Annotated in this window: 23 protein-coding genes and 1 pseudogene; 6 read left to right on the top strand and 18 right to left on the bottom strand. The window is 71.8% G+C overall.

Features of this window, described 5'->3' with window-relative positions:
• Window positions 1–49: 49 nt before the first annotated feature.
• On the top strand, window positions 50–595 hold the full coding sequence (locus tag ACIBEF_RS16205) for a TetR/AcrR family transcriptional regulator (RefSeq protein WP_396794079.1): 546 nt from the start codon (window positions 50–52) through the stop codon (window positions 593–595).
• A gap of 154 nt (window positions 596–749) precedes the next feature.
• Here ACIBEF_RS16205 and mctP read toward each other — a convergent pair whose 3' ends face one another.
• From mctP to ACIBEF_RS16170, 7 genes are all read right to left on the bottom strand, one after another.
• On the bottom strand, window positions 750–2,399 hold the full coding sequence (mctP, locus tag ACIBEF_RS16200; RefSeq protein ID WP_396794078.1) for a monocarboxylate uptake permease MctP: 1,650 nt from the start codon (window positions 2,397–2,399) through the stop codon (window positions 750–752).
• Window positions 2,399–2,641: a DUF3311 domain-containing protein gene (locus tag ACIBEF_RS16195; protein ID WP_091409411.1), complete on the bottom strand. Its 243-nt coding sequence runs from the start codon at window positions 2,639–2,641 to the stop codon at window positions 2,399–2,401. Before ACIBEF_RS16195 ends, mctP begins: the two co-directional genes overlap by 1 nt.
• A 153-nt stretch (window positions 2,642–2,794) precedes the next feature.
• Entirely contained in the window at window positions 2,795–3,970 is a 1,176-nt protein-coding gene (locus ACIBEF_RS16190) for a bifunctional RNase H/acid phosphatase (protein WP_396794077.1), read from the bottom strand.
• Between the two features lie 3 nt (window positions 3,971–3,973).
• Window positions 3,974–4,711: a zinc ribbon domain-containing protein gene (locus ACIBEF_RS16185; protein WP_396794076.1), complete on the bottom strand. Its 738-nt coding sequence runs from the start codon at window positions 4,709–4,711 to the stop codon at window positions 3,974–3,976.
• Window positions 4,701–5,537, bottom strand: a complete 837-nt coding sequence (locus ACIBEF_RS16180) for a Nif3-like dinuclear metal center hexameric protein (RefSeq protein WP_396794167.1) — start codon at window positions 5,535–5,537, stop codon at window positions 4,701–4,703. Before ACIBEF_RS16180 ends, ACIBEF_RS16185 begins: the two co-directional genes overlap by 11 nt.
• 118 nt (window positions 5,538–5,655) lie before the next feature.
• Window positions 5,656–6,228, bottom strand: coding sequence for a flavoprotein (locus tag ACIBEF_RS16175; protein WP_238690551.1), 573 nt, complete (start codon window positions 6,226–6,228; stop codon window positions 5,656–5,658).
• A gap of 16 nt (window positions 6,229–6,244) precedes the next feature.
• A complete protein-coding gene (locus tag ACIBEF_RS16170; RefSeq protein ID WP_396794075.1) occupies window positions 6,245–7,474 on the bottom strand; it encodes a helix-turn-helix domain-containing protein in 1,230 nt (409 codons plus the stop codon).
• A 248-nt stretch (window positions 7,475–7,722) separates the two neighbouring features.
• Here ACIBEF_RS16170 and ACIBEF_RS16165 point away from each other — a divergent pair, with 248 nt between their 5' ends.
• Window positions 7,723–8,394 (top strand): bifunctional DNA primase/polymerase, encoded by a 672-nt coding sequence (locus ACIBEF_RS16165; RefSeq protein ID WP_396794165.1) that lies wholly within the window; start codon window positions 7,723–7,725, stop codon window positions 8,392–8,394.
• Window positions 8,395–8,822: 428 nt separating this feature from the next.
• Here ACIBEF_RS16165 and ACIBEF_RS16160 read toward each other — a convergent pair whose 3' ends face one another.
• The 5 genes from ACIBEF_RS16160 to ACIBEF_RS16140 are packed head-to-tail and all read right to left on the bottom strand — an operon-like array spanning window position 8,823 to window position 15,085.
• Complete coding sequence (locus tag ACIBEF_RS16160) at window positions 8,823–9,545, bottom strand: FAD:protein FMN transferase (RefSeq protein WP_396794163.1); 723 nt, start codon at window positions 9,543–9,545, stop codon at window positions 8,823–8,825.
• Window positions 9,546–9,594: 49 nt separating this feature from the next.
• A complete protein-coding gene (locus ACIBEF_RS16155; protein WP_396794074.1) occupies window positions 9,595–10,185 on the bottom strand; it encodes an FMN-binding protein in 591 nt (196 codons plus the stop codon).
• A gap of 12 nt (window positions 10,186–10,197) precedes the next feature.
• Window positions 10,198–11,616 (bottom strand): ferric reductase-like transmembrane domain-containing protein, encoded by a 1,419-nt coding sequence (locus ACIBEF_RS16150; protein WP_396794072.1) that lies wholly within the window; start codon window positions 11,614–11,616, stop codon window positions 10,198–10,200.
• Complete coding sequence (locus tag ACIBEF_RS16145; protein ID WP_396794071.1) at window positions 11,613–12,995, bottom strand: DUF1501 domain-containing protein; 1,383 nt, start codon at window positions 12,993–12,995, stop codon at window positions 11,613–11,615. Before ACIBEF_RS16145 ends, ACIBEF_RS16150 begins: the two co-directional genes overlap by 4 nt.
• 8 nt (window positions 12,996–13,003) lie before the next feature.
• Window positions 13,004–15,085 carry a DUF1800 family protein gene (locus ACIBEF_RS16140; RefSeq protein WP_396794070.1) on the bottom strand — a complete coding sequence of 694 codons (2,082 nt, stop codon included), beginning with the start codon at window positions 15,083–15,085 and terminating at the stop codon, window positions 13,004–13,006.
• 431 nt (window positions 15,086–15,516) lie between these two features.
• On the opposite strand from ACIBEF_RS16140, the gene ACIBEF_RS16135 reads away from it, so the two are divergent.
• Window positions 15,517–15,774, top strand: coding sequence for a DUF3040 domain-containing protein (locus ACIBEF_RS16135; protein ID WP_355008840.1), 258 nt, complete (start codon window positions 15,517–15,519; stop codon window positions 15,772–15,774).
• Between the two features lie 46 nt (window positions 15,775–15,820).
• Here ACIBEF_RS16135 and ACIBEF_RS16130 read toward each other — a convergent pair whose 3' ends face one another.
• Window positions 15,821–16,723, bottom strand: coding sequence for an SWIM zinc finger family protein (locus ACIBEF_RS16130; protein ID WP_396794069.1), 903 nt, complete (start codon window positions 16,721–16,723; stop codon window positions 15,821–15,823).
• 76 nt (window positions 16,724–16,799) lie between these two features.
• Window positions 16,800–20,150, bottom strand: coding sequence for an SNF2-related protein (locus tag ACIBEF_RS16125; protein ID WP_396794068.1), 3,351 nt, complete (start codon window positions 20,148–20,150; stop codon window positions 16,800–16,802).
• A gap of 243 nt (window positions 20,151–20,393) precedes the next feature.
• Between ACIBEF_RS16125 and ACIBEF_RS16120 the strand changes: the two genes are divergently transcribed.
• A complete protein-coding gene (locus ACIBEF_RS16120) occupies window positions 20,394–21,266 on the top strand; it encodes a carbohydrate kinase family protein (protein WP_396794066.1) in 873 nt (290 codons plus the stop codon).
• Between the two features lie 29 nt (window positions 21,267–21,295).
• Here ACIBEF_RS16120 and ACIBEF_RS16115 read toward each other — a convergent pair.
• Window positions 21,296–21,592 (bottom strand): annotated as a pseudogene (locus ACIBEF_RS16115) (DUF664 domain-containing protein); the annotation flags it as partial.
• A gap of 63 nt (window positions 21,593–21,655) precedes the next feature.
• Here ACIBEF_RS16115 and ACIBEF_RS16110 point away from each other — a divergent pair.
• Window positions 21,656–21,862: a hypothetical protein gene (locus ACIBEF_RS16110; RefSeq protein ID WP_355008835.1), complete on the top strand. Its 207-nt coding sequence runs from the start codon at window positions 21,656–21,658 to the stop codon at window positions 21,860–21,862.
• A 12-nt stretch (window positions 21,863–21,874) separates the two neighbouring features.
• On the opposite strand, the gene ACIBEF_RS16105 is transcribed toward ACIBEF_RS16110, so the two are convergent.
• Complete coding sequence (locus tag ACIBEF_RS16105) at window positions 21,875–23,017, bottom strand: polysaccharide pyruvyl transferase family protein (RefSeq protein WP_396794065.1); 1,143 nt, start codon at window positions 23,015–23,017, stop codon at window positions 21,875–21,877.
• A 90-nt stretch (window positions 23,018–23,107) separates the two neighbouring features.
• Entirely contained in the window at window positions 23,108–23,587 is a 480-nt protein-coding gene (locus ACIBEF_RS16100; protein WP_396794064.1) for a GNAT family N-acetyltransferase, read from the bottom strand.
• A 31-nt stretch (window positions 23,588–23,618) separates the two neighbouring features.
• Between ACIBEF_RS16100 and ACIBEF_RS16095 the strand changes: the two genes are divergently transcribed.
• Window positions 23,619–23,984, top strand: coding sequence for a hypothetical protein (locus ACIBEF_RS16095; protein ID WP_396794063.1), 366 nt, complete (start codon window positions 23,619–23,621; stop codon window positions 23,982–23,984).
• A 6-nt stretch (window positions 23,985–23,990) separates the two neighbouring features.
• Here the strand turns inward: ACIBEF_RS16095 and ACIBEF_RS16090 are convergent, their stop codons facing one another.
• Window positions 23,991–24,611 carry an HAD-IA family hydrolase gene (locus ACIBEF_RS16090; protein WP_396794062.1) on the bottom strand — a complete coding sequence of 207 codons (621 nt, stop codon included), beginning with the start codon at window positions 24,609–24,611 and terminating at the stop codon, window positions 23,991–23,993.
• Window positions 24,612–24,805 lie beyond the last annotated feature (194 nt).

Genomic DNA, 24,805 nt, shown 5'->3' with positions numbered 1-24,805 from the left:
TCCAGTCGGCTACGATACGGGGGACCACCCCACTTCTGCAAGGCGGGCCATGAGAGCTGACGCGCAGCGCAACTACGACCTCGTCGTCACGGCGGCCTCCGAGGCGATCGCCCGCGACGGCGCGTACGCCTCACTGGAGGAGATCGCGCGGTCCGCCGGGGTCGGTTCGGCGACCCTGCACCGGCACTTCCCCACCCGGTGGTCGCTGCTCCAGGCTGTCTTCCGCGGGTGCGTCCGCAACCTGGCAGCGCGTGCCGGAGATCTGCTCGCCGCGCCGGACGCCCTCGACGGGCTGACAACCTGGCTGCACGAGGTCACCGCGTACGCCACGACAACCCGCGGCCTCGCGGAATCTCTCCTGAACGAGCCCCCCGAGGAGACGGAGGCCTGCGGCGCGATGCTCGTCGCCGCCGGTGAACCACTGCTACGCCGAGCCGTCGACGAGGGTTCGGTACGCCCCGACATCACCATGGCCGACCTGATGATCCTCGCCAACGGCATCTCACTCGCGGCGCAACCGATGGGCGCGCCCAAGGCGGAACAACTGCTGACCCTCGCCCTCAGGGGAATCGGGTCAGCGGACCGGCGCGAGTAGTTCCACAAGGGCTCGTGAGGCTCACGCATCGTCGATCATGGAGTTGTGGTGGGGGACGACTGCCGTGAACAGTCATCAACCAGGCACCACAACTCCATGATCGACGCGGAAGGGCCGGGCGCGGAAGGGCCGGGGCGCAGGGCCCAGCCCGGGCTTAGGCGACCGGTTCGCGGGCCGAGTCGGCGTCGCGTTCGGGGCCCGGGGTGACGCGGGGGTCGCCCTCGTCGGCGAAGTAGTCGTCCGGCTCGGTGCCGTCGACTCCTTCCTCGACCTTCGCGGCCCGCAGTGCCAGCGTCACCAGCGCCGCCACGGCCAGGTTGACGGCCACCGCCACGATGCCGACGTAGATCGTCTTGGTGGTGTCGAACCCGAACTCCGACAGCGGGAACGCGGAGCCGCCGAAGTGCTTCCGGGTGGGGCTGGCCACCTGGTAGAGCATCCACATGCCCAGCCCCATGCCGGCCACCCAGCCGACGATCAGGCCGGTGCGGTGGAACCAACGGGTGTAGAGGCCCAGCGCCACCGCCGGCAGCGTCTGCAGGATGATCACGCCACCGATCAGCTGGAGGTCGATGGAGAACTGCGGGTCGAGGAAGACGATGCAGGCCACCGCGCCGACCTTCACCACCAGCGAGGTGATCTTCGAGACGTTCGCCTCCTGGGCCGGGGAGGCGTCCCGCTTCAGGTACTCCTTGTAGATGTTGCGGGTGAACAGGTTCGCCGCCGCGATCGACATGATCGCTGCGGGCACCAGCGCGCCGATGCCGATCGCCGCGTACGCGACACCGGCGAACCAGTCCGGGAACTGCTGGTCGAACAGCAACGGCACGACGGTGTTGCTGTCGACAGTGCCTTCCTTGGCGCCGGGCAGCGGCTTCACGCCGGCCGCGATGGCCATGTAGCCGAGCAGCGCGATCAACCCGAGCAGCAGGCTGTACGCGGGCAGCGCCGACATGTTGCGCTTGATCACGTCGCGGTTCCGGCTGGCCAGCACACCGGTGATGCTGTGCGGGTAGAGGAAGAGCGCCAACGCCGAGCCCAACGCCAACGTCACGTACTGAAGCTGGTTGTTGCCGTTGAGCAGGATGCCGTCGTTCGGGTTGGGCGAGGCGTCGAACTTCGCGTCAGCGGCGGCGAAGATGTCACCCCAGCCACCCAGCTTGTACGGCAGGTAGATGACCGCCACCAGGATCACGATGTAGATCAGGCTGTCCTTGACGAACGCGATCAACGCGGGCGCGCGCAACCCCGACTGGTACGTGTAGGCGGCCAGGATGGCGAACGCGATGATGATCGGCAGGTGTCGGGCCAGCGCGTTGTCGCCGGTGACGCCCATCGTCTTGAGGACCGCCTCGATGCCGATCAGCTGCAGCGCGATGTACGGCATGGTGGCCACGATGCCGGTGATCGCGATCAGCAGCGCCAGCACCGGCGAGTCGAACCGGTTGCGGACGAAGTCGGCCGGCGTGACGAACCCGTGCCGGTGCGACACCGACCAGAGCCGCACCAGCACCAGGAAGACCAGCGGGTAGATGACGATGGTGTACGGCACGGCGAAGAACCCGGCCGCGCCGGCACCGAACATCAACGCCGGCACCGCCACGAAGGTGTACGCGGTGTAGAGGTCACCGCCGACCAGGAACCAGGTGATCCAGCCGCCGAAGCTGCGTCCGCCCAGCCCCCACTCGTCCAGGTGCGCCATGTCCTTCGGTGCCCGCCACCGGGCCGCCACGAAGCCCATCACGCTGACCAGGAGGAACAGCAGGGAGAAGACGATGATCTCGGTGAGATGGTCGCGCCACATCAGCGGCCTCCCCGCTTCTTCGTCATCTGGTAGACCAACGTGGTGGTGCCGACGCCGAGCAGGATGAAGGCCAGTTGCAGCCAGTAGAAGCGCGGGAAGCCGAAGACCCGGGGCGAGTCGCCATTGAAGAACGCCGGGATCAGCGGCACCACGATGGGGATGAAGAGCAACCAGTTCCAGGGGCTGTGGTCCTTTGCCCTGGTCGGCGCCGTGGGCGGCGCCTCCGGTTCGGGTGCAGCCATCTGACACACCTCCGGGGAGTCGTGGCTTTCGATGCAACGGCCGGAGGCTACGACTCTGTGATGGGCGTCACGTGACCCGTTGGGAAGGTGCTGCGCCGAACGGCTGGTGACCTGCGCCGAACGGCGCGGGTCACCAGCCGAAGGGTGATCGGCTCAGAGGGCCGCGAGGTGGGCGGTGTCGTTGACAGTGCGCACCGCGACGCCGCCGTCCGGCCACATGTCGAACACCGAGATGCCGGCCGCGTCCAGGAAGAGCCGGTGCAGGAAGCCGTCGCCGGCCGCGAGGGCGTCACGCAACACCAGCTTGATCGGCGAGACGTGCGAGACGACCACCACCGTCTCACCGGGGTACGCGGTGAGCAGCCCCCTGATGACGCGGTGCGCGCGTTCGGCGACCTGGGTGAACGACTCGCCACCCGGCGGCGCGATCCGGGGTGAGGCGAGCCAGGCGTCCATCTCCCCCGGCCACTGCTGGCGCACCTCGGCGAAGGTTCGCCCCTCCCACTGGCCGAAGTCGCACTCGATCAGGTCGTCGTCGGTGCGGACCGGCACGTCACCGAGCGCCCCGGCGATCGACGCCGCGGTGGCCGTACACCGGGACAACGGGGAGCTGAGCACGGCCGCGACGGACGGGGCCAGCTCGGCCACCCGGGTGCCGGTGGCCTGCGCCTGGGCGCGGCCACGCTCGGAGAGCGGCACGTCGCCGCGCCCGGAGTAACGACCCTGCTCGGTGTACGGGGTCTCGCCGTGCCGGACCAGGATGAGCCGGGTGGCGGTGAAGCTCGGCCGTGGCTCCCAGGACGCCGGAGCGGTCGCCGGGTCGCTGCCGACGATCGGGGCGGCGGGCGTGGTCGAGGGCTGGCCGGTGGCCGCGATCGTCGCCGGACGGGCGGGGGCCGCGGTCGCCGACGGACGACCCGCGGCGGCGTCCATGGCGGCGTTGGCGAGGGCGTCGGCGTGCCGGTTCTGCTCGCGCGGAATCCAGCTGAACCGGACCGCGGTGAACCGGCCCACCAGCGCGGCGGCCTGGGCGGCGAGGGGCCGCAGGCCGGGGTGCTTGATCTGCCACCGGCCACACATCTGCTCGACCACCAGCTTGGAGTCCATCCGGACGTCCACCTCGGCGGCGCCCAGCTCGGCGGCGGCGGTCAACCCGGCGATCAGGCCCTGGTACTCGGCGACGTTGTTGGTGGCCGTACCGAGCGACTCGGAACGCTCGGCGAGCACCTCGCCGGTCTCCGGGTCACGGACCACAGCGCCGTAGCCGGCGGGGCCGGGGTTGCCCCGGGATCCACCGTCGGCCTCGATGGAGACGACGCGCGGCGCCACGACCTACAGGCCCGACTCGTTGGTACGGACCATGATCCGCCGGCAGTCCTCGCAGCGGACCACGTCGTCGGGGGCGGCCTTGCGGATGCGGGCCAGGTCGGCACCGGACAGCTCCAGACGACACCCGCCGCAGCGGCCCGCGGTGAGCAGGGCGGCACCCAGCCCGGTGTCCTCGCGGATCTTGTCGTAGAGGTTGACCAGCTCGCTCGGGAGGTCGGCGGCGAGCGGCTGACGCGCACCCCGCTTGAACTCCTCCTCCTTGGCGATCTCGGCCAGCGCCTCGTCGCGGCGCTGCTCGGTCGCCGCCCGCTTGTCCCGGGTCTCGGCGAGCCGCTGCTCCACGCCGTCCAGTAAGCCCTGCGCGGTCTCCCGCTGCTCCATCAGCTCCAGCTCGGCGTCCTCCAGGTCGCCCTGGCGGCGCTTGAGCGACACCAGCTCGTGCTGGAGCGCCTCCAGCTCGCGGGCCGGGCCGGTGCCGGCGGCCAGCCGGTTCTCGTCCTTCTCCTTGCGGGCCCGGACCTGCTCGACGTCCTTCTCCAACCGGGCGATGTCCCGGTCCAGGTCGTCCACCGCCACCTGGGCGCGAACCCGCTCGTCCTCCATCGACGACAGCTCCCGGGCCAGCGACTCCAGCTCGGCCCGCTCGGCAAGCGTCCGCCTGCGGTGGGCGAGCTGGGCGAGGTTGGTGTCGATCGCCTGGAGGTCGAGCAGGCGGCGCTGCACCTGAGGGTCAGCCTTCACGGTCGGGCTCCTTGTCGTCCACAACGGGTGCGGCGGCGTGCACGGTCCACGGGTCGGTGTCCAGGTCGGACACCAGCGTCTCGACGTCCAGCGCCTCCCGGAGGAAGGCGGCCAGGTTGTCCAGCCACGGTCGTTCGGTCGCCCAGTGGGCGGCGTCGATCAGGGCGGGACCATCGGCGGCGAGGTGCTCGCCGGCCGGGTGGTGCCGCAGGTCGGCGGTGAGGAACGCGTCCACCCCGGCGGCGGTCGCGGCGCCGAGGAAGCTGTCCCCCGACCCGCCGCTGACGGCGAGGGTACGAACCATACGCCCGGGATCCCCCGCCGCGCGAACTCCCCAGGACGTGACGGGGAGCACCGCCGCCGCGTGCCGGGTCAGCTCGGCGAGGGTCATCGGCTCGGGCAGTTCGCCGATCCGGCCGAAACCCCTGTCGTCGCCGTGGGCGGGCGAGCCGGGCGCGGGTCGTTGGAGTGGGCGCAGACCGGTGAGCCCGAAGCGGGCGGCGAGGGCGTCGGAGACGCCCGGGGAGGCCACGTCGGCGTTGGTGTGCGCCGCGTACAGCGCCGTCCCGGCCCGGATCAACCGGTGGATGATCCGTCCCTTGAACGTGGTCGCGGCGACCGACGACACCCCGCGCAGCAGCAGCGGGTGATGCGCGACGATCATGTCCGCTTCGGCGGCCAGGGCCTCGTCGACGGTCTCGGGCACCACGTCGACCACGCAGAGCACCCGGCGGACCGGAGCGGCCGGCTCACCGAGCACCAGGCCCACCCGGTCCCACTCCTCCGCCCAGACCGGCGGAAAGCGCCGTTCCAGCGCGGCCACCACGTCGCTGACTGTGGGGGCGGATCCGCTTGTGCTCACGGCGGGCCAGCTTACCGGCGTCGGGGCCGCCGGGCGGTGACACCCGGCCCGGCCGCGTCGGGTGGAAGATCTGCCGGACGCGCTACGCGGCGCTCCAGGAGACGGTCTGCAACGCGGCCAAGGGCATCGCCCAGGGGAAGGCGTGCAGGTGCTGCTCCCCCGTTCCGGGCGGGTGCAGGGCGATCACATCGTCACCGAAGAGCACCGTGACGCCCCACTCGGCCAACCGGGCCACCCCGGCACGAAACGCCGGGTGGCAGGCCATCGCCGCGTTGGTGTACGGCACCGCCACGATGGGGACGCCCTTGCCCTGCGCCTCGACCAGCAGCCCGAGCGCCAGCGTGTCGGTGATCCCGGCGGCCCACTTGTTGACCGTGTTGACGGTGGCCGGGCAGACGATCATGGCGTCGGCGGGCGGCAGCACGTCCGGGTCGCCGGGGTTCTTGTAGTGCGTCCGCACCGGGTGGCCGGTCTGCCGAATCAGCGCCGACTGGTCGACGAACTTCGCGCCGTCCGGCGTGGTGACCACGCAGACGTCCCAACCGTCCTGTTGGGCGAGGTCGACCAGACGACCGACGTGCCGGGCCAGCGGCGAGCCGCAGGCGATGACGTAGAGCACCTCACGGTGCCCGCTGTTGTGCGCTGCACCGGCCATCAGACCGGCTCCGCGCTCATACCCCTACTCCCATGTGCTCAGCCAACTCCGCTACCGGAGAAGGCGGCGCACCACGTGTGCGACGGAGGATGTCGGACATCACCTCGTGCGCGATCGGCCGGCAGCGGATCTCCGACGGGGCGAGCCGATCACCGAGCAGCAGCATCTCGCCGGCGTTCGCCACGTCACCTATCTGGGCGTAGCCGCGGGCGATGTCGAGCAGGTGGTGGGTGCGGCGCTCGGGCAGCAGCGCGTTGAAGGAGGGCTCCGCGATGCGCAGCTGGTGCACCTCCACGGCGCGCCCCCCGTCGCCCAGCTCCACGGCGGCGGCGGCCCGGTGCAGTTCGACATTGGTCGGGCCGAACGACGTCCAGTAGTGGTTGTAATCGCCGCCGAGCAGGGTGGCGGCCTCCTGCGCGCAGTTGATCAGGTCGTCGACGCTGGCCGAGTCACCGATGCGGGACGCGGCCATCGCGCCCTGGAGCAGCAGCATCCCGTAGACGGAGAGGCGGGCCGGGGAGACCGCGTTGCTTCCACCTGGCGCCAACCGGTTGGCGATCTGGACGTTCAACTCCAGCGCGGGACGGGCCCGCCCCATCGCGACCAGGGCGTTGCACACCCGGGTCGTGGCGATCCCGGCGAGCAGCGGGTCGTCGGCCCGTTGGGCCACCGCCATCGACCGGTCGGCGGCCAACCAGGCGAGCTCGCACTCGCCGAGCTTGCGCAGCACCGAGGAGGCGATCTGGTAGACCTGCCCGAGCAGGTGGGCCGCCTCGGCGGCCTGCTCACCGCCGTAGGCGGCGTCGGCCGCCTGGGCGTCGCGCAGCAGCTTCGGCAGCGCCCGGGTGAGCATCCCGTAGCGGCCGTACTGGTAGGTGAGCCAGGCGTGGTTGACGGCCTTGCGCATGTCGTCCATCGGCGGCGGGTACGGCGCCGCGTCGAAGTACGCGCTCATCGAGTCGTAGCGTTCCAGCGCCGCCCGGATCTCCTGCACCTCGACCTGGTCGATGCAGTTGAGGGCGTCGGCGCGCCGCTCCGGGTCCTTGCCCATCAGGAGCTGCACGTCCATCTGCAGGATGTCGGCGATCTCGTAGAGGACGGAGAACTTGTCCAACCGGCGGACACCGCGTTCGACCTTGTCCACCCAGCTCTTGGACTTGCCCAGCCGGTCCGCGAAGACCTGCTGCGACATCTTGCGCCGCCCCCGCCAGTAGGCAACTCGCCGTCCTATGGGTAGCTCGTCCATCTCCCCATCCTCCCCTGCCACCGACGACCAATCGAGTCGGGGCGATGTCCGCGGGTGCGGCGACTGCCGTTCATGTTCAGGTTTTGGCTGGTCGCACAGGATGTACGTCAGCCGGACAGGTAGTCCTCGTACTTTTCGTGCAAGTTGCACGAGCCGTTCGTCAACCTCAACGATCGTGGGTTACGGCAGTGACGGTGCTCGACATGCGACCTGGCGAACGCCGGGCCCGACGAGAGGAGTTGGCACACATGTGGGGGAATGTCGTACCGCGCGTTGCCGAACTGTCGCCGCTGGAACGGGTCCGGCTGCGCCGGGTCGCCATCCGGTACGCGGTACACGGCTGGGAGGTCACACCGGGGGCCTGTCTGGCCCGCAGCCGCTTCGTCTGCGGCCGGGCCGGCTGCCCCACAGTGGGCTGCCACCCCGCCCTGGAGAACTGGGAACTGGCCGCCAGCGCCGACCCGGCCCGGGTGGCGACCTGGTGGCGGAGCCGACCGCACGGGGTGCTGCTGCCCACCGGCCGGGCCTTCGACGTGCTGGAGGTGCCCGCCCACCTCGGCCGGCACGTGCTCGACGCCGTCCAGGTCCACCCGGCCGGCACCGGCGTACGCGGACCGGTGCTGGTCACTCCCACCGGGCGGTGGATGTTCCTGGTCCGCCCCGGCGACCCGCTCAGGCCGGAGCTGGAGCACTGCTTCCACGTGGTTCGGCACGGGCCGGGCTCGTGGATCCCCGCGCCGCCGACCCGGCTGCCGGAGGGCACGGTCCGCTGGGCGGTCGCCCCGGAGCAGGCGCGCTGGCAGCTTCCGGATTCGTACCTCGTGCAGAACACGTTGATCGGGGCGCTGCGCGCCGCCGGGGTGACACTCGCCCCCGACCTGCTCCCCGGTCACCTGCCGCTGCCCCGACGCGGCATGTGAAACCGGCCCGGTCGAGGATTCGATCCGGTGCCCGACAGCGTCGCCGAGGCGTCGGTCCTCGTTGACAGGGGGACGGTGCGAACGCGCGCCACGAACGGGGGAACGATGTCCACAAACGACAGAGCGCCTCACCCCGGCGGCACCGAGCCGCCCCGGCGCAGCCACCCGGGGCGCCGCTGGGCCGGCACCCGACCGTCCGGGTCCCGCCCCGGCCGCCCACGCCCCACCGGCTCCCGCCCAGCCGGCACCCACCGCCCCCTCCGCTAACCCGACCCCGCAACCCCCCACCCCAACCCCGCCCGCCCCGCTCCCCGCGAAGCTCTCCGCGATCTTGCACTTTCTGTCCCGGCAATCTCCACACACAGGGACAGAACACCAACCGAAAGTGCAAGATCGCGGGCGTGAGAGGGGGGTGAGGGCGTGGGGGGCTAGTCGGTTAGGGGGAGGTTGGGCGAGTGGTATTCGCGGGCGTTGTCGGTGATCGCCGCGTGGGTGTGGTGGTCCAGGCGGGCCAGCCAGTTGAGGCCGGGGGTGCCCATGGCCAGGGCGGCGGTGGCGTACGCGTCGGCCACCCCGAGGTCGGTGCCGACCACCGTCACCGAGCGCAGCCCACTGGCCGGTGCGCCCCGGCGCGGGTCCAGCACGTGCCGGCCGCGTTCGTACACGCCGGACGTGGCCACCGCCAGGTCGGTCCCGCTGAGCACCAGGCAGGCCGCCATCGCGTCCCACGGGTGCCGGATACCGATGCGCCACGGCTGCCCGGACGGCGACAGACCCCGCACCCGTACGTCGCCGCCGGCGTTCACGCAGTGGTTGACGGCACCGGCGGCGACGAGGCGGTCCGAGGCGACCTGGGCGGCCCAACCCTTGACGAAGCCGGACGGGTCCAGCCGACCGGTGGCGTACGCGTCGAAGAACCCGTCGGTGGCACCCCACAGGTCGGCGCAGGTCTCCAGCACGTACCGCAGGTCCGCAGACGCCTCGGAGAGCAGCACCTCACCACGGTCGAAGCGACAGACTTCGCTGTCCGGCTGGTAGGTGCTGAACCGCCCGTCCACCTCGTGCATCCAGGCGAAGACCTCGTCGGCCAGCTCACGCAACGTCGCCGGTGGCAGATCATCGGCGAGGTCCAGGGTGATCGTCGTACCCATGATCTGTTCGACCCGGCACAGCCCGGGTCGGCTCAGCGTGGCCCGCACGTCAGAATGCCTGCTCGATCGCGGACCGCAGCGACTGCTTGTAGGAGTTGCTGGTCTCGGTGGCGCCGGAGACGGTGTTGAGGTTCGCGTTCTGCTTCTGCACCACCTGGCCGCCGCTGCCGTCGTAGGAGCTGCGGACGTCGCCGCTGTGGATGTCGGATTCACCCCCGCTGGGCAGCGACACCGCGACGGCGTCGACGATCCGGTTACCGGAGACGACGATCTGCACCCGTACATAGCCGTATTCGTTCTTGACCTCGTCCCCCAGGACCCGGCGGGTGGTCGACTGGGGTGCCTTGGTAGTGGTCCGCGGAGCGCTGGGGGCCTTCGTCGTCTTGGTGCCCGACGACGGGCGGGCGGTGGTCTTGCCGGGTTTGGGTGATACCGGCGCGTCGGCGGTCTTCGACGGGGTAGGCGCATCGCCCGGCGCGGCCGGGTCGACGCTCGGCTCGACATCCTGCGGGGTGGGGTTGACCGGCTGGGCGGTCGGCAGGTTCTGGGCGACCTGGCTGGTGCCTGGCGAGCCCTTGAACACCACAAGCGCGGTGGTGCTGGCGGCCAGGCCGGTGATCGCGAGGAGCGCGCGACGCATGGGATGCCCTTCCTACAGCTCGAACGTGGCGAGGTGGATCTGCCGTCGGGGCACGCCGGCCCGCCGCAGCGCCCGCACCGACTGTTCCACCAGACCGGGCGGCCCGCACAGGTAGACGTCGCGCCGGGCCACGTCGGGCACCAGTTGCCGCAGCCCGTCCGGGCTCATGAGCTGGCGGGGGCCGGGGTCGTCGCGGGAGCCGATGACGTACCAGACGGAGGTGTCGCGTTCCTGGGCCAGCCAGTCCAACTCGCGGCTGAGCAGCACGTCGGCCGGTGTGCGGGCCCGGTAGATGAGCGCCGCGCCCGGCGGCAGTTCCTCCAGCATGGCCCGGATCGGCGTGATGCCGCTGCCACCGGCGATCAGCAGCGCCCGTTCCCGGAGCCGGTGCGCGGCGGTGAAGGTTCCCGACGGGCCTTCGGCCCAGACCCGGGTGCCCGGTTCCAGGTCGCGCAGGTCGGCGGTGTGGGTGCCGACCACCTTGACGGTGACGCGCAGCCAGCGGCCGTTGGCGGCGGCGGAGACGGAGAACGGGTGCGACTGCCACCAGCAGCCCCGGGTGAGGAACCGCCAGCGGAAGTGTTGGCCGCCGAGCATCGCCAGCCGGTCGAGCCGCTCCCCGGTGAGGTAGATGGAGATGGTGTCGGGGCTCTCGGCGACCACGTCGGCGACCCGCAGCTTGTAGCGCAGGTTGAACGCCAGCGGTGTGATCACGCGGCCCCAGAGCAGCGCGGCGACCACCAGCAGGTAGAGCGCGATCCAGCCGGTGCGCACCGGGCCGGGCCGGTACAGCTGCGCGCCGTGGGTGAACTGGTGGCCGAAGCCGAGCAGCAGGATCAGGTAGCTGGACAGGTGCAGCAGATGCCACATCTCGTAGGGCAACGCCCGCCGGATCGCCCGGATGCTGCTGAACCCGACGAGCATCATGATGCCGGTGGCGACGAACGCCGAGACCATGTCCTCGTAGTCGCCGAGCAACGTGCCGACCTCGGCGAGGATCGACTGATTACGCAGGTCGGCGTAGCCGACCAGGATCAGCGACATGTGCGCCAGCACGGTGACCAGCAGGGTGGCGCCGATGTCCCGGTGCCAGCGGGCCATGTGCTCGCCGCCGATCCACCGTTCCAGCACCGGCAGTCGGCTCATCATCAGCACCTGCACCAGCAGCAGGTAGCCGGCGACCAGGCCGGTGATCCGGCCGGCGGAGGTGACGGTGGCCGCTGTGGTCCGCAGCGATCCGGCCGGGGTGCCCAGCCACCAGGGCACCACGCTGGCGAGCAGGCCGACCAGGAGCAGCACGCCGAGCAGCCGTCGGCCGCCGGGCCCGCGCCGGGCCGGGATCTGCGGGGGTACGGGTGCAGCCGACCGGCCGCCGTGCCGGGACGAGGTCCCGGTACGACGGCCGGCGGCGTGGGTGTGCGGGTACGTCACGCGTACAGCTTCATCGGGGCGTACTTCTGGCGGGGGAAGACCTTGTCGACCTCCGCGTTGGTGAGCCCGAACCGGCCCTGCGCCACCGCGCCGTAGACGTTGAACATGTTGTTGTACTCCGGCACGTCACCGGAGTCCAGCTTGTCCAGACCGTTCCAGGTGCCGAGCAGCGAACCGGCCAGCTTCTTGCCGGACAGCAGGGTGACCACGCCGCCGTGCCCGTGGTCGGTGCCGTTGTTGTTGGAGCCGACCCGACGGCCGAACTCGCTGGACACCATGATCGTCACGTCGGCGGCCTTCGGGCCGAGGTCGGTGAAGAAGGCGGCCATGGCGCTGGCCAGCTCGTTGAGCCGGCGGTGTAGCTGGCCGCCCTCGCGGGTGCCCTGGTTCTCGTGGGTGTCGTAGCCACCCATGCCGACGGTGGCGACCCGGACGTTGGCACCGCCCTTGATCAGCTGGGCGAGTTGCTGGAACGCGTTGCCGACGCCCTCGTACTTGACGCCCTCGGCGGGCTGGTACGGCTTGGCGGCGAGCTTCTGGGCGGTGGCCAGCGCGCCCATGCCCTCCTGCACGGCTTCCTCGACCGGGTGGTTGATCCCGGTGAAGAGCCCCTTGATGGCCTTCTCGGTGGCGGCCCGGAACCGCTCGTCACCGTTGAGCCGCAGGGAGCCGACGTTGTTCAAGGAGAGCGCGCCGTTGTTGCCGACCAGCGAGCGGGGCAGCGTGCTGCCGATGCCGACGCTGCGGAACGCGGTGCCCTTGCCCAGGTTGTCGACCAGACCGTCGAGCCAACCCCGACCGCCGGTCTCGTTGGGCAGCCCGCCCAGGTTGCAGGCGTCGGCGGCCTGGAAGTGGCTGCGGGACAGCCGCTCGTCGGAGACCGCCGGGATGAAGCCCAGCTGACCGGCCGTGAGCCACTTCTCCAGCGGCTTGAACGCGCTGGTCAGCTTGAAGCCGCGGCCCAGGGCCAGCGAGTCGTTGCCGAGCAGCAGGTCGGGCCGGGCCTTGTTGAGCACCGCGTCGTTGTCCGGCGCGATCAGGCTCAGGCCGTCCAGCCCGCCGTAGAGGAAGACGTGGATCAGGGTGCCGGTCTTGGTCGCCGCGAACGACGCCGAGGTGGTGACGAACTGGGCGGTGGCCAGCGCGGTGGCGGTGGCCGCGGCACCGGCGACGAAGGTCCGCCGGGTCACGCCGCGACCGTCCTGCTGGGCCTCCTCCAGGTTCTCCAGGGTGCGGTACCTGTCGAACTCGGCGGCGTTCTCGGCGGCGACGATGTCCGCCTCGGCGCGCAGCAGAGCCTCGGCCGGGTTGTCGGCCAGCCGGCGCACGTCGGGGCATTCGGGGTGCAGGGGGAAAGAGTTGTACACAGTCTTCTCCATCGGGTGCCTCACCGGAGGTGGTGCTGGGGGGAAGCGAGGATCGCCCGCGCGACGGCGGTGATGGCCCCGTTGAACGTGGCGTCGACCTTGGTGGTCGCCGCCACACCGGCCACGCCGAGGATGAGGTTCTTCTCCCGCGTGCTCAACTTCTGGCCTACCAGCCGCTGGGAGAGCGCGTCCACGTACGCCCCGGCCGTTGCCGGTGGCTTGGCGACGAGCTTCTCCGGCGCCGTGTACGTGAAGGTGGTGCGGTAGCCGGCGAGGATCTCGCCCGCCTCGTTCCAGCCGTTGACCATCGTGCCGGCCGAGGTCCAGGCGACGTAGACGTCCGGGTAGCCGTCCGGGGTCGGGTGACCCATCGGGGACTGGCCCAGCTCGCGCATCTTGTCGTGGATCTGGCGCAGCCCCCGGGCGTACGCGGTGCGCTTGCTGTCGCCGTTGTCGTGCTTCGGCGACGCGTCCGGCGAGACGCCCAGGGTGCGGTACGTGGCGACCAGGTACTCCATCGGCCGGCGCACCTTCTGGCCCACCCCGGCCCAGAACTCCGAGGAGCAGAACAGCGTCATCAGGACCGGCTTGATCATGCCCTTGTTCGTGGTGTACGTCTTGGCCAGCCGGTCCACCAGGGACTTCGGCGGGGTGTCCGAGACGAACCGGGTGGCCAGGCTCTGCGCCACGTACTTCGCCGTCGACGGGTGCGTCGCGATGTAGGTGATGTACGCGTCGATCGCCGCTTCGGCCTTCTTCGGGTCGGCCGAGTTGTTCGCGTGGGTGAAACCGAGGATCTTCACCTTGCCGACGTAGTGCTGCTCGGGGCGGAAGACGTACTTGCCCTTGTCGTCCACACCGCGGCCGGTCTGCAACATGGCGGCCTGCCGGACGTCGGGCTCCTTGTAGCCGCCGTCGACGCCGACCGAGTAGAGCTCGAGGTTCTCCCGGGCGAGGTTCTCGTTGATCGCGTCCTTGCGGGAGTCCTTCTGGTTCAGGTAGATCAGCAGCGCCGGGTGCTTGTTCGCGGCGACCAGCATCTCCGGGTAGCTGCCCAGCGCGTGCTTGCGCACGACGTCCTGGTCGAACGAGTTGCGGTACACCTCGCCGCCGTCGAAGTCGGCGGCGACGTGCAGGAAGTCGTTCCAGAAGTCGACCATCACCTCGAACAGCTGGCGCTTGGACCAGATCTGCCGGGCGATGGTGGCGTCGACCATCTCCCGCTCAGGCTGGGCGTCCTGCTCGTTGAGCTTGTCCCGCTGGTCGCGCAGCTGCTGCACGGAGAGCTTCTGGGTCGGCAGCTCGGCGAGCTTCAGCTCGCCCTTGCTCGGCTCCAACTTGCCCGGGTCCAGCTGGGCGCGGATCCAGGCATCCATGCCCTCGCGCTTGATGTCGGCGACCACCGCGGGCGTCACGCCGAAGGTAGCGCGCCGGGCCAGGTGCAGGATCGGGTCCTTGGCCAGCACCGTCTTCACTGTCACAGTGGTCGCCGCCGCGGCGGCGGCCGGGCCGGAGAAGGTCCGCCCGCCGGCCGGCGCGTTCTTCTTCAGCGCCTCACCGGCCCGGGAGCCCATGTAGCTCTCGTTCTGCTCGGTGTAGGTCCGCACGGTGCTGGGCTGCTGGCCGCTGGGCCGCGCCGCGGTGCCGTCGGTGACCGTGCTGCCGGTCGCGTCGCCGGCCACCGCGTCGTCGCCGAAGAGGCCACGGATCTGCGGGGTCATGGCGAGCGCCGCGCCACCGGCGACGACGGCGGCGGTGCCGCCGAGGGCCACCATCGCCTTACGTCGGCCGACCTTGCGATCCGGCTCGTTGTCATCGTCGAGGGTGGGCAGTCCGGTGCCGGCCGGTCGCGCCGGGGCCGGACGGCCAAGGCCCTCCGGGCCGACCCACTGCGGACCGCGCGGAGCGGGCGCGGGCTGCCCGGCGTACTGCTCACGCGGGTCGGCCTGCGCGGCGTAGCCGCCCTGGTAGGGGTGGGGCGAGTCGTAGCCGTAGGGCGCTGGCGGGTGGGGGTCGCCGTAGCCGTCAGCGCTGGGGTGCTGATGTCCGTCCCAACCGCGGTCGTCCCGCGGTCGACGTGGTGGCACATTCTGGTCGGCCATGTACCAATCCCGATTTCTGATGAGCGCCGGAAGCTGCTACCGGGCAGGTGCGGCAGGTGCGGCGACTGTTGCCTGAGGGGGTTGCTACGGCAAGGTAACCAAGGCCCCAGGGGCCTTCAAGGTGGCCGGAACCCACTCGGGAGGGCACTTAAGACAGCCCTCAGCGCGACCTCGGCGGCGGGCGGAGGAACGGACCCGCCGGCAGACCTTCCCAGCAGGGCGTACGCGCGCCAGCCGAGCACGGATCGGACCTCGCCGCCGTACGCGACGGTTTCGGCGTCGTTCACCACCAAAGGCAAACTTAAGGTTCAGGTAAGCCGGACGTGAAGCGCGCTCGCGTGGAGGAAAAGTAGCAGCAGCGGGCGAGCGTGAGCCACCACCGCAGCGGGTATGCCGCCGAACCGCTGAACGCGTGAGGGGAAGGCAGCGCCATGCTCAGCAAAGAGGATCAGCGCAGATTCGACCAGATCACCCGTCAGCTCCGGGAAAGTGACCCGGCCTTCTTTAAGCGGCTGGACCACCGGGCCCGAGCCCGCAGGGGCCGCTACCTGATGTTGTTGACCATCGTGCTGTGGGCGTCGCTGCCGGCGATAGCCGTGTTCGCCGGTCGACTCACCGGTGCGATCTGCGCGGTGGTGCTGGTGGCCAACGCCGCCATCATGTGGCGGTTTCGCCGCCGCTGGACGTGACTGTTGAACCGCTCGACGGGACGGCTCAACCGGTGGACGTGACAGCTCATCTGTCGGCCGGGCCGAACGCCCGGTACGCGCGGCGCAACCGTTCGAGCAGTCCCGGCCCACCGATGGCCGGGGCCGGTGCGCCGAGCTGTCGCAGCAGCAGGTCGGTGCCGGTCACCAGTCGGGGCGGCCGATCCGGCAGCGGCACCGGCGCTGACCAGAACCGGTCCGCCGTTTCCGCCAACGGCGTCACCGACAGCCCGGCGAGCGCCCGGGCAGCACCGACCGGCGCAACGACGTCCACACGCGACCCCGCACCGTCCGGTTCGGACGGTGGGTCGAGCGGTGGGGGCGGTGGGGTGGCACCGGTGGTCGCGGTCCGCCGGGCCCGGAGTTCGTCGAGCAACTCCGCCCGGGACCGACCGCGCCAGTGCAGCAGTTCGAACGGGTCCGCGTCGAACGCCTCGGCCAGCAGGTAGAACGTCGCCGCGAGGTGCTTGCACGGCACCGCGAAGTCGGGGCAGTTGCAGCGCTGGGTCAGCTCGTCCACACCGGCTGGGAAGAGCGGCGCGCCAGCGGCGGAGAAGACCTCCTCCAACTCGTCGGGGAGGTCACCGGCGAGCAGCCGGGCGCTGAAGAACGCCTGCCCGGCCAGCTCGTCCTCGATACGGGACCAGAGCGCCGCCGGGAACGGCTCCAGCGCGATCGACACCTGGTACGGCTTCGGCCGGGAGCCCTGCACGACCGCGCTGACCCGCCCAGGTGCGATGTCGAGGGTGAGCACCTGACCGGCCCGCGCGTACGACCGGCCCCGGGTCAACCGGGTGCCGAGCGCGAACGACTCCAGCACCTCCAGGAAACGCCGCGACCACCAGGACCGGCCGATCGCGCCCCGGGCGCTGCGCGCCCGCAGGCCCCCGTCGACCCGACGGGGACGCCCGTAATCGGCGAAGTCGCTCACGTCGGCACTCCGCTGCGCTCCGTGCCGACGTGAGGCACAAAGCGGCTGTGCCTGATGGTTCGCTCGCTCCGCTCGCTCACTCGACCACCGCGCCGGCCTCCAGGGCGAACAGGTCCCGCAACTGGCCGGTGGACAGCTCGGTGATCCACTGCTCGCCGGTGCCGACCACCCGTTCGGCGAGGTTGCGCTTGTCGGCGATCATCGCGGCCACCTTCTCCTCGACGGTGCCGGCGCACACGAACTTGCGCACCTGCACCCGTCGGCGCTGCCCGATCCGGAACGCCCGGTCGGTGGCCTGGTCCTCGACCGCCGGGTTCCACCACCGGTCCACGTGCACCACATGGTTCGCGGCGGTGAGGGTCAGCCCGGTGCCGCCGGCCTTGAGGGAGAGGACGAACAGCGGCGGACCCTCCGCGGACTGGAAACGCTGCACCAAGGCGTCCCGCTCGGCCTTGCCGAGGCCACCGTGCAGGAACAGCACCTCCCGGCCGAACCGCGCCGACAGGTGACCCCGCAACATCGCACCGAACTCGGCGTACTGGGTGAACAGCAGTGCCCGCTCCCCCGCCGCCAGCACCTCCTCCAGGATCTCGGTGAGCCGAGCCAGCTTGCCGGAGCGGCCCTCCAGCGCCGAGCCGTCGCGCAGCAGTTGGGCGGGGTGGTTGCAGACCTGCTTGAGGCGGGTCATGGTGGCCAGCACCAGACCGCGTCGCTCGATGCCGTCGCTGGTCTCGATCCGGGCGAGCATGTCGTCGACCACCACCCGGTACAGCGCGGCCTGCTCCGCGGTGAGGTTGCACAGCACCTCCATCTCCAGCTTCTCCGGCAGGTCGGAGATGATGGACGAGTCGGTCTTGAGCCGGCGCAACACGAACGGGCCGGTGATCCGGCGGAGCCGCTCGGCCGCCTCGGCGTCGCCGTGTCGCTCGATCGGCTCGGCGAACCGCTTGCGGAACGTCGCGGCCGGCCCGAGCAGACCCGGGTTGGCGAACTGCATGATCGACCAGAGGTCGGCGAGGCGGTTCTCCACCGGCGTACCGGTCACCGCCACCCGCTGCCGGGCGGGCAGCGCGCGAACCGCCTCGGCCTGCCGGGTCGACGCGTTCTTGATCGCCTGCGCCTCGTCCACCACCACCCGGTGCCAGTCGATGCCGGCCAGGTCGGCGGCGTCACGGGCGGCCACCGAGTAGGTGGTGAGGACCAGGTCCGCGCCGTGCGCGGCCGCTGTGAACTCCGCCCCCCGCGCCCGCTCGGCACCATGGTGTACGTGCACCCGCAGCTCCGGGGTGAACCGGGCCGCCTCCCGCTGCCAGTTGCCGACCAGCGACATCGGACAGACCAACAGGGTTGGCCCGACCTCCGGTGGGTCCCCGGCGAGCAGCGCGAGCAGTTGCACCGTCTTGCCCAGCCCCATGTCATCGGCGAGCACACCGCCCAGACCGAGTGAGCGCAGGAAGGCAAGCCAGGCCAACCCCCGCTGCTGGTACGGCCGCAGCGTCCCCCGGAAGCCCGGCGGCGGGTCCAGCGGGGTGAGCCGCCCTTCGACCGCGCCGGCGAGCAGGTCGCCCAGCGCACCGTCGGCGGTCACCTCCAGCACCGGCAGCTCGCCGGTGGCCTCGCCGTCGGCCAGCCCGAGACGGAGCAGATCGGCGACGGTCAGCTCGCCCGCGGAGCGGAGCAGACGCAGCCCCGCCGCGAGCCGCCCCGGGTCCAGCTCCACCCACCGGCCGCGGAGCCGTACCAACGGGGTCTTCGTCTCGGCCAGCGCCGCCAACTCCTCGGCGGAGAGCGGCTGATCACCGAGCGCGATCTCCCAGCGGTAGTCGACCAGGGCGTCCAGACCGACACCGGCATCGGTACCACCCACAGTGCCCGGTGCGGTGCGGCTGCGCGCTCGCAACCGGGCGCCCAGTCGCGCCGACGGACGCTGCCACCAGGACGGCAGCAGCACCCCGAAACCGGCCGCGTGCAGCACCGGGGCGCCCGCGCTCAGGAATCGGTGCGCCCCCTCGACGTCGAGGTCCATCGCCTCCGGGGCGGCGGTACGCAGTGCGGCGTCCAGGTCCGGCCAGAGCCGACTGGCCCGGCCCAGCTCGGCGAGGAGCGTCTCCTGCGGGCTGGTCGTCCGGCCGACCAGGCCGCCGAGGGTCTGCGGCGCTCGCCAGATGTCCCCGGCGTCGACGTGCAGGCCGGGCTCGTCCGCGGCCTGCAACCCGAACTCCAACCGCCAGCGCCCGGCACCGATCGACCCGACCGACACCGGCGCGCTGTCGGCAGGCACCGCCACACCGGCGGCGGACACCGCCCGGGTGGCCAGGATCGGTTCGGTGACCTCGTCGGGGGCCGGTTCGACAAGGCGGAAACTGGCCCGCACCGGGCCGCCGGCGGCGTCGCGCTGCCAGGCGTCCAGTTCGGCGGAGAGGGTGGCCAGCCCGGCCGGGTCGATGGTGAAGTCCCGCTGCGGGCCGGCGAGCGCGGCCAGCCAGGCGGGCGCCGGACCCCCTGGGCGCAGCCCCCGGGCCAGCGTGGTGGTCGCCAGCGCAGCCCGCGCGGCGGCGTCGGTCAGCGCGTCCAGCGCATCCGCGACCAAAACGCCAGCGGTCAGCTCGGAGGCGGGCGGCGCGGCAGCGGGCGGCGCAGAGGCGGGCGGCGCGGCAGCGGGCGGCGCAGAGGCGGGCGGCGCGGCAGCGGGCGGCGCAGAGGCGGGCGGCGCGGCAGCGGGCGGCGCGAAGGCGGGCAGCTCGGCAGTGGACAGCTCGGAGGCGGGCGGCTCGGCAGTGGACAGCTCGGAGGCGGGCGGCAGGACGGTGGCTCGGGCGGCGGGTGGCAGGGCCAGCGCCAGCGAACGCGCCCAGGCGGCGTCGGTGCCAGTCAGCAGCGGACGCCACACCGCCTGCGCGGGAGCGCCGGACGCCACCGGCACGTCGGCGCCGGGCGTCCCGTCGGCCGTCGTCGTACGCACGCCGGGGAGGACGCGGCCACGGGTCACCAGGTCGGCGGCGAAGTCGGCCAGCTCGGCGAGGTGTCGCAGGGTGGCCCCGGCCACCGCCGGGATGTCGGCCAGGGCTTGCAGCAGCGACAGCGCGTCGTCCGGGGCGTACACCAGGGTGGGAACCCGCCACCCGGCGAGTGTGAGCCGACCGCGGGCCGCGGGTGCGACGGTGGTCCGGATCAGCTCGGGTGAGTCGGTCGGCGCGCCGGCCAGGGTGGGCAGGGTGAGCAGCGCCGTGCCGGGCCGGCTCGGTTCGGCGGCATCCGCGAGGACGACGGCCAGGTCGGAGTGCCCGGCGGCGAAGGGGTGCGGGCGTTCCCGGGCCGGCCGGCCCGAACGCGGAGCGGGGATCGGTGCGGCGCTGTCCTCGGCCCAGACGGCGAGGCCGCCGGTCGAACTGCCGCCGGGCAGCCACAGCCCGTGGATGACCAGCACCTGCTCCCCCTACTCGCCGCCCGCCCCCAGAATAGGGCGACCCACCTGGCCGCCGATCCGCACCCATCGCCGCACTCGCGCGATCTTGCATTTTGTGTCACCGTTCTGCGAACAATGCACCTTTTGTCCCCACCGAAAGTGCAAGATCGCGGAGGCGCGGGAGGGGTGCGGGGTGGGGGGTGCGGGGTGGGGTGGGGGGTGGGGTGTGGGGTGGGGTGTGGGGTGGGGGTTAGCGTCGGGGTTGTGGTCGATCTTTTGGTTCTTGGCGGGCTCGGGGTGGATGTGCGGGTTCGGGTGCCCGCGCTGCCGCTCCCCGCTGCCGACTCCCACACCGTCGAGCCGATCGAGCTGCGGATCGGCAACACCGGCGCGGGGGTGGCGTTGGCCGCCCGGGCACTCGGCCTGCGCGTCCTGGTCGTCGACACCCTCGGCGCCGATCCGGCCGGTGAGCTGGTCCGGGCGGCGTTGACCCGGGCCGAGGTGCCGGCGCTGCTGGCCGAGCACCCGGGCGGCACCCGCCGGTCGGTGAACCTGGTGGACCCGGGCGGGCGGCGCACGTCGCTGTACGACCCGCGCCCATGGCAGGGTGATCCACCGTTTCCGGCCACCGAGGTGGCCGCACTGGTCCGGGACGCCCGGCACGTCCACCTCTCGATCATGGATTGGGTGGTGCCGTTGCTGTCCGCCGTGCGGGCCGCCGTTCCGGCGGGCGTGACGCTCTCCACCGACCTGCACGACTGGGACGGCGAGAACACCTACCACCAGCCGTTCGCGGAGGTCGCCGACCTGGTTCTGCTGAGCGGGGTGCGGTTGGGCGACCGGGCCGCGTCACTCGCCGGCACGCTGGCGCCCCGGACGATGGTGGTGACCCGCGGCGCGGACGGTGCCGAGCTGTACCCGGGCGACGGCACGGCGGTACCCGTGCCGCCCGCCGTCCCGGGAAGACCGGTGGTGGACAGCAACGGGGCGGGCGACGCCTTCGCGGCCGGCCTGATCGCCGGCCGGTTGCGCGGCGAGCCACTGACGCATGCCGCCCGGTACGCGGCGCGGGTTGCCGCAGCGGCCTGCACCCGTGACGGGATGGAGTACCCGCCGGGCCTGTTGCCCACCGGGTGACGGCCGACGGCGTGCTGGCGACCCGGGGCTCAGAGCGCGCCGGCCTCGCCGTCGGTCAACTCGCGCAGGATGTCGGCGTGGCCCGCGTGCCGGGCCGTCTCCTCGATCATGTGCACCAGAATCCAGCGCAGCGACACCTCACCGAGGTGCGGGTGCGGCACCACGTGGTCGAGGTCGATGCTCGCCGCGACAGCCCGGGAGCGGGCGCACGCCCGTTCGTACGCCTCGGTGAGACCCACGATGGTTTCCTGGTCGCCCAGCGTGAAGCTGGCGACCGCGTCCTCCTCGGAGGTCAGGTAGACGTCGCCGGGCTCGGGTGCCAACAGGGTCGGCCCCCGCTGCCCCCGCTATCCGCTGCGGGTCGGCGCTGGGCCGGGCAGGATGGGCGCATGGCTTCATCCGTGCAGATCCTTCTCGTCGGCGGCTCGGCGGACGGGCAGACCATCACCGTCGAACTGGACAGCAACGGCCGTCCGCCGCTGACCCACCATCACCTCGGCTCCGGCGGGCTGGCCGACGCGCAGATCTACGAGTTGGAGACCGCCCGCGAGGAGGCCCGCGAGTGGCGCTACCGGTGGACCGGCCCGGCGGTGTGACAGACAGCCAGCTCAGACCCGGGTGAGGGTCTGGCTGCGCAGGCTCTCCAGCACGCCGCGGGTGACCTCCGAGGTGCCCCGGGCCTGATCGCACACCTCCGCCACCCGCCGTGCGGTGGCCTCGGCGCGTTGCTCCCGCTCGTCCCAGAGCCGGTCCACCTCGGCCAGCAGCGGGCCCTCGACCTCCCGCTCCACGCCGCGTAGCGCCGGCACGCCGAGTCGTTGGGCCAGGTCGAAGACCTTGCCGGCGTACGGCAGGGGCAGGAACGGCGTACCGACCATCGCCGCGAAGATCAGGAAGTGCAGGCGCATGCCGACGGCCAGGTCGAAGTGGCGCATCAACCCCAGCACCTGCTGCGGTGAGTAGGTGCCGTGCAGGATCCGACCTCGGTCGGCGGCGACCATGTGCGACAGCACCCCGTGGGAGTGCCGGATGTCGTCGCGCTCCATCGGCACGAACAGCACGTACGCGTCGATCCGGTGCACCAGGAAGTCACCGATCTGGGCCAGCAGCCGGTGGTAGCCGTCCACGTCGAGGCGTTCGGCGGCCCGGCCCGGCTCCCGCACGCTTATCCCGACGAGGCGCTTGCCGACCGGCACACCCTCCTCGGCCAACAGGTGGGCCGGGAACTCCTCCGGTTGCAGGAGGAACGCCGGGTCCGCGGTGACCGTGATCGGGTTGAGCAGGCCGGCCTCCTCCAGCACCATCCGGGACTCCTGGTCCCGGACGGTCACCTGGGTGGCGCTGGAGAGCGTCTCCCGGACCATGCCGGTGTCCACCCCCTCGTTGAGCGGCCCGACCCCCACCGCGTACGTGATCAGCGGCAGGCCGCGTTCCTGGGCCACCCGGACCACCCGCAGGTAACGGCGGGCCTCACGGTCGTACAGGATGCCGCCACCGCCCAGGATGAGCAGGTCGAGCTGGGCCAGAACCAGGGCCGAGTCGGTACGGCTCACGCCCTCCCACGGCACCGCCTCGACATCGGGGTGGGCGGCCCGGGTGTGCGCCGGGTTCCGTGAGAAGACGATGATCCGGGCGTTCGGTTCCTGTGTACGCAGATCGGTGAGCAGGCCGGTGAGGATCGCCTCGTCGCCGAGGTTTCGCCCACCGTACGAGCCGAGCACACCGATGGTCAGTCCGGCGCCATGCGTCATCCGTCGCTCCTCCCCAGGTGCGGTCCGCGCCGGTTTCCCGCTGGGCAGGTGAACAGTCCTGCCGAAGGGACCCGTCCCCGGGCCGCCGGCTCAGCTCCCCGGGGTGAGGCGTTTCGCCATCTGCTGCGAGGTGACCTCGAAGCCCAGACTGCGGTAGAGGCCGATCGCCACGGAGTTCGTGCCGAAGACGTTCAGACCCAGTTCGGGCACACCGCGTTGAGTGAGTTCGGCCTCGATGAGCTGGATCATCCGCCGTGCGTACCCGCGTCCCCGGTGCTCCTCGTGCACCTCGATGTTGTGGATCCAGGCCTGGTCCGGGGCGGCGGCCGTCGGCAGGGTCACCCAGATCCAGCCGACCTCGGTGTCGCCGACCCGGCCCACCCGCAGCAGGGCCCCCTCGGTGGCCGCGCCCGCCGGCAGCGACTCCCGGATCTGGCTGACCGACCGATCGAGGGCCGCCTGCGGGGTCATCCCCCGGTGCGCCACCAGATCGTCGGCGTACCCCTGCTCCAGTGATTCGAGCAGGCGGGCCAGCTCCTCTGCCGTCATCGGCGTCAACGTCAACTCCACCGCGTCTCCCCTTCCTCGTCGCGAGCCGGTAGTGCAGCAGAACCGGCCCGGCCACGCCACCTGTTTCCCCGCCGGGGCGGACGTGCTCGCGTTCGCCTCCACCACCGACACGCAGGGCCTGGTGCTCGCCGAGGCCGAGGCCCACGGACTACCGGTGGCCATCGTGGACTGTCAGCTCGCAGGCGTTCGGGGCGTTGCTCACCCGGCTGCTGACCGAGCGGGAGTTGCGCGGGGCCGTGATCCGGAACGGCCGGACGGCGGCTTGGTCCGCGGAGCGCTACCTGGCCGAGTTGGTCACGCTGTACGCGTCGTCGCCCGCAGCGCCCTGCTCTTCGGCGTCACAGTGCTGCTGATCGCCGTGACCGCGGTTCACCTGAGGCAGCGGCGCGCTGCTTGACAGCGGTCAGGGCGTCGACTCCAGGTGGTGCGCCAGTTGGGCCAGGTCGCGCAGACGCAGGTCGCCGTCGAGGCCCTTCAGCGCGGCGGTCATCGCCCCGGCAGCCCGACCGGCCCGCAGGCCGACCTCGGCGTCCTCGACGACCAGACACCGCCCCACGGGTACGCCCAGCAGCGCCGCGCCCCGCAGGTAGCCCTCCGGGTCCGGCTTGCCGACGCTGACGTCCTCCACCGTGACGAGCACCGGCGCCTTGATGCCGGCGGCACCGAGCCGGGCCTCGGCGAGCCGCGCGTCGGCGCTGGTCACCACCGCCCAGGGCAACCCGAGCCGGGCCAGCGCGTTCAGCAGCTCGTGCGCCCCGGGGGTGGCCGTCACGTCGGACAGGTCGTCGTACTGCAACGCGAGCTGTCGTGCCGCGGCGGCGGCGACCGCGCTGTCGTCGAGCGTGGGCAGCAGCCGACGCACGGTCCGGTCGGCCGGGCTGCCGTGCGCGATCGTCAGTGCCGTGGCCGGGTCGACGGCGTACTCGGCCGCCCACCGCTCCCAGGCCCGCTCAACGGCGGCGTCGGAGTCGACCAGGGTGCCGTCCATGTCGAACAGCACCGCGCCAATGCCAGCCAGTTCCACCACCACGCTCCCCGGATCGCTCGCCCCACCCTCCCCCACCTCGCAAGATCCGCGCCTCCCCCACCTCGCAAGATCCGCGCAACTTCGGTGATCCTGCTGTCTCGTCACATGGTGAGGCAGCAGGATCCGTGAAGGTGCGCGGATCAGGGTGACCCACCGGGTCGGCGGGTCGTCGAGGATGCGGGTATCGGACC

Source organism: Micromonospora sp. NPDC050795, assembly GCF_044456785.1.
GTDB lineage: Bacteria > Actinomycetota > Actinomycetes > Mycobacteriales > Micromonosporaceae > Micromonospora.
This window is presented reverse-complemented; position numbering and strand designations above follow the sequence as displayed.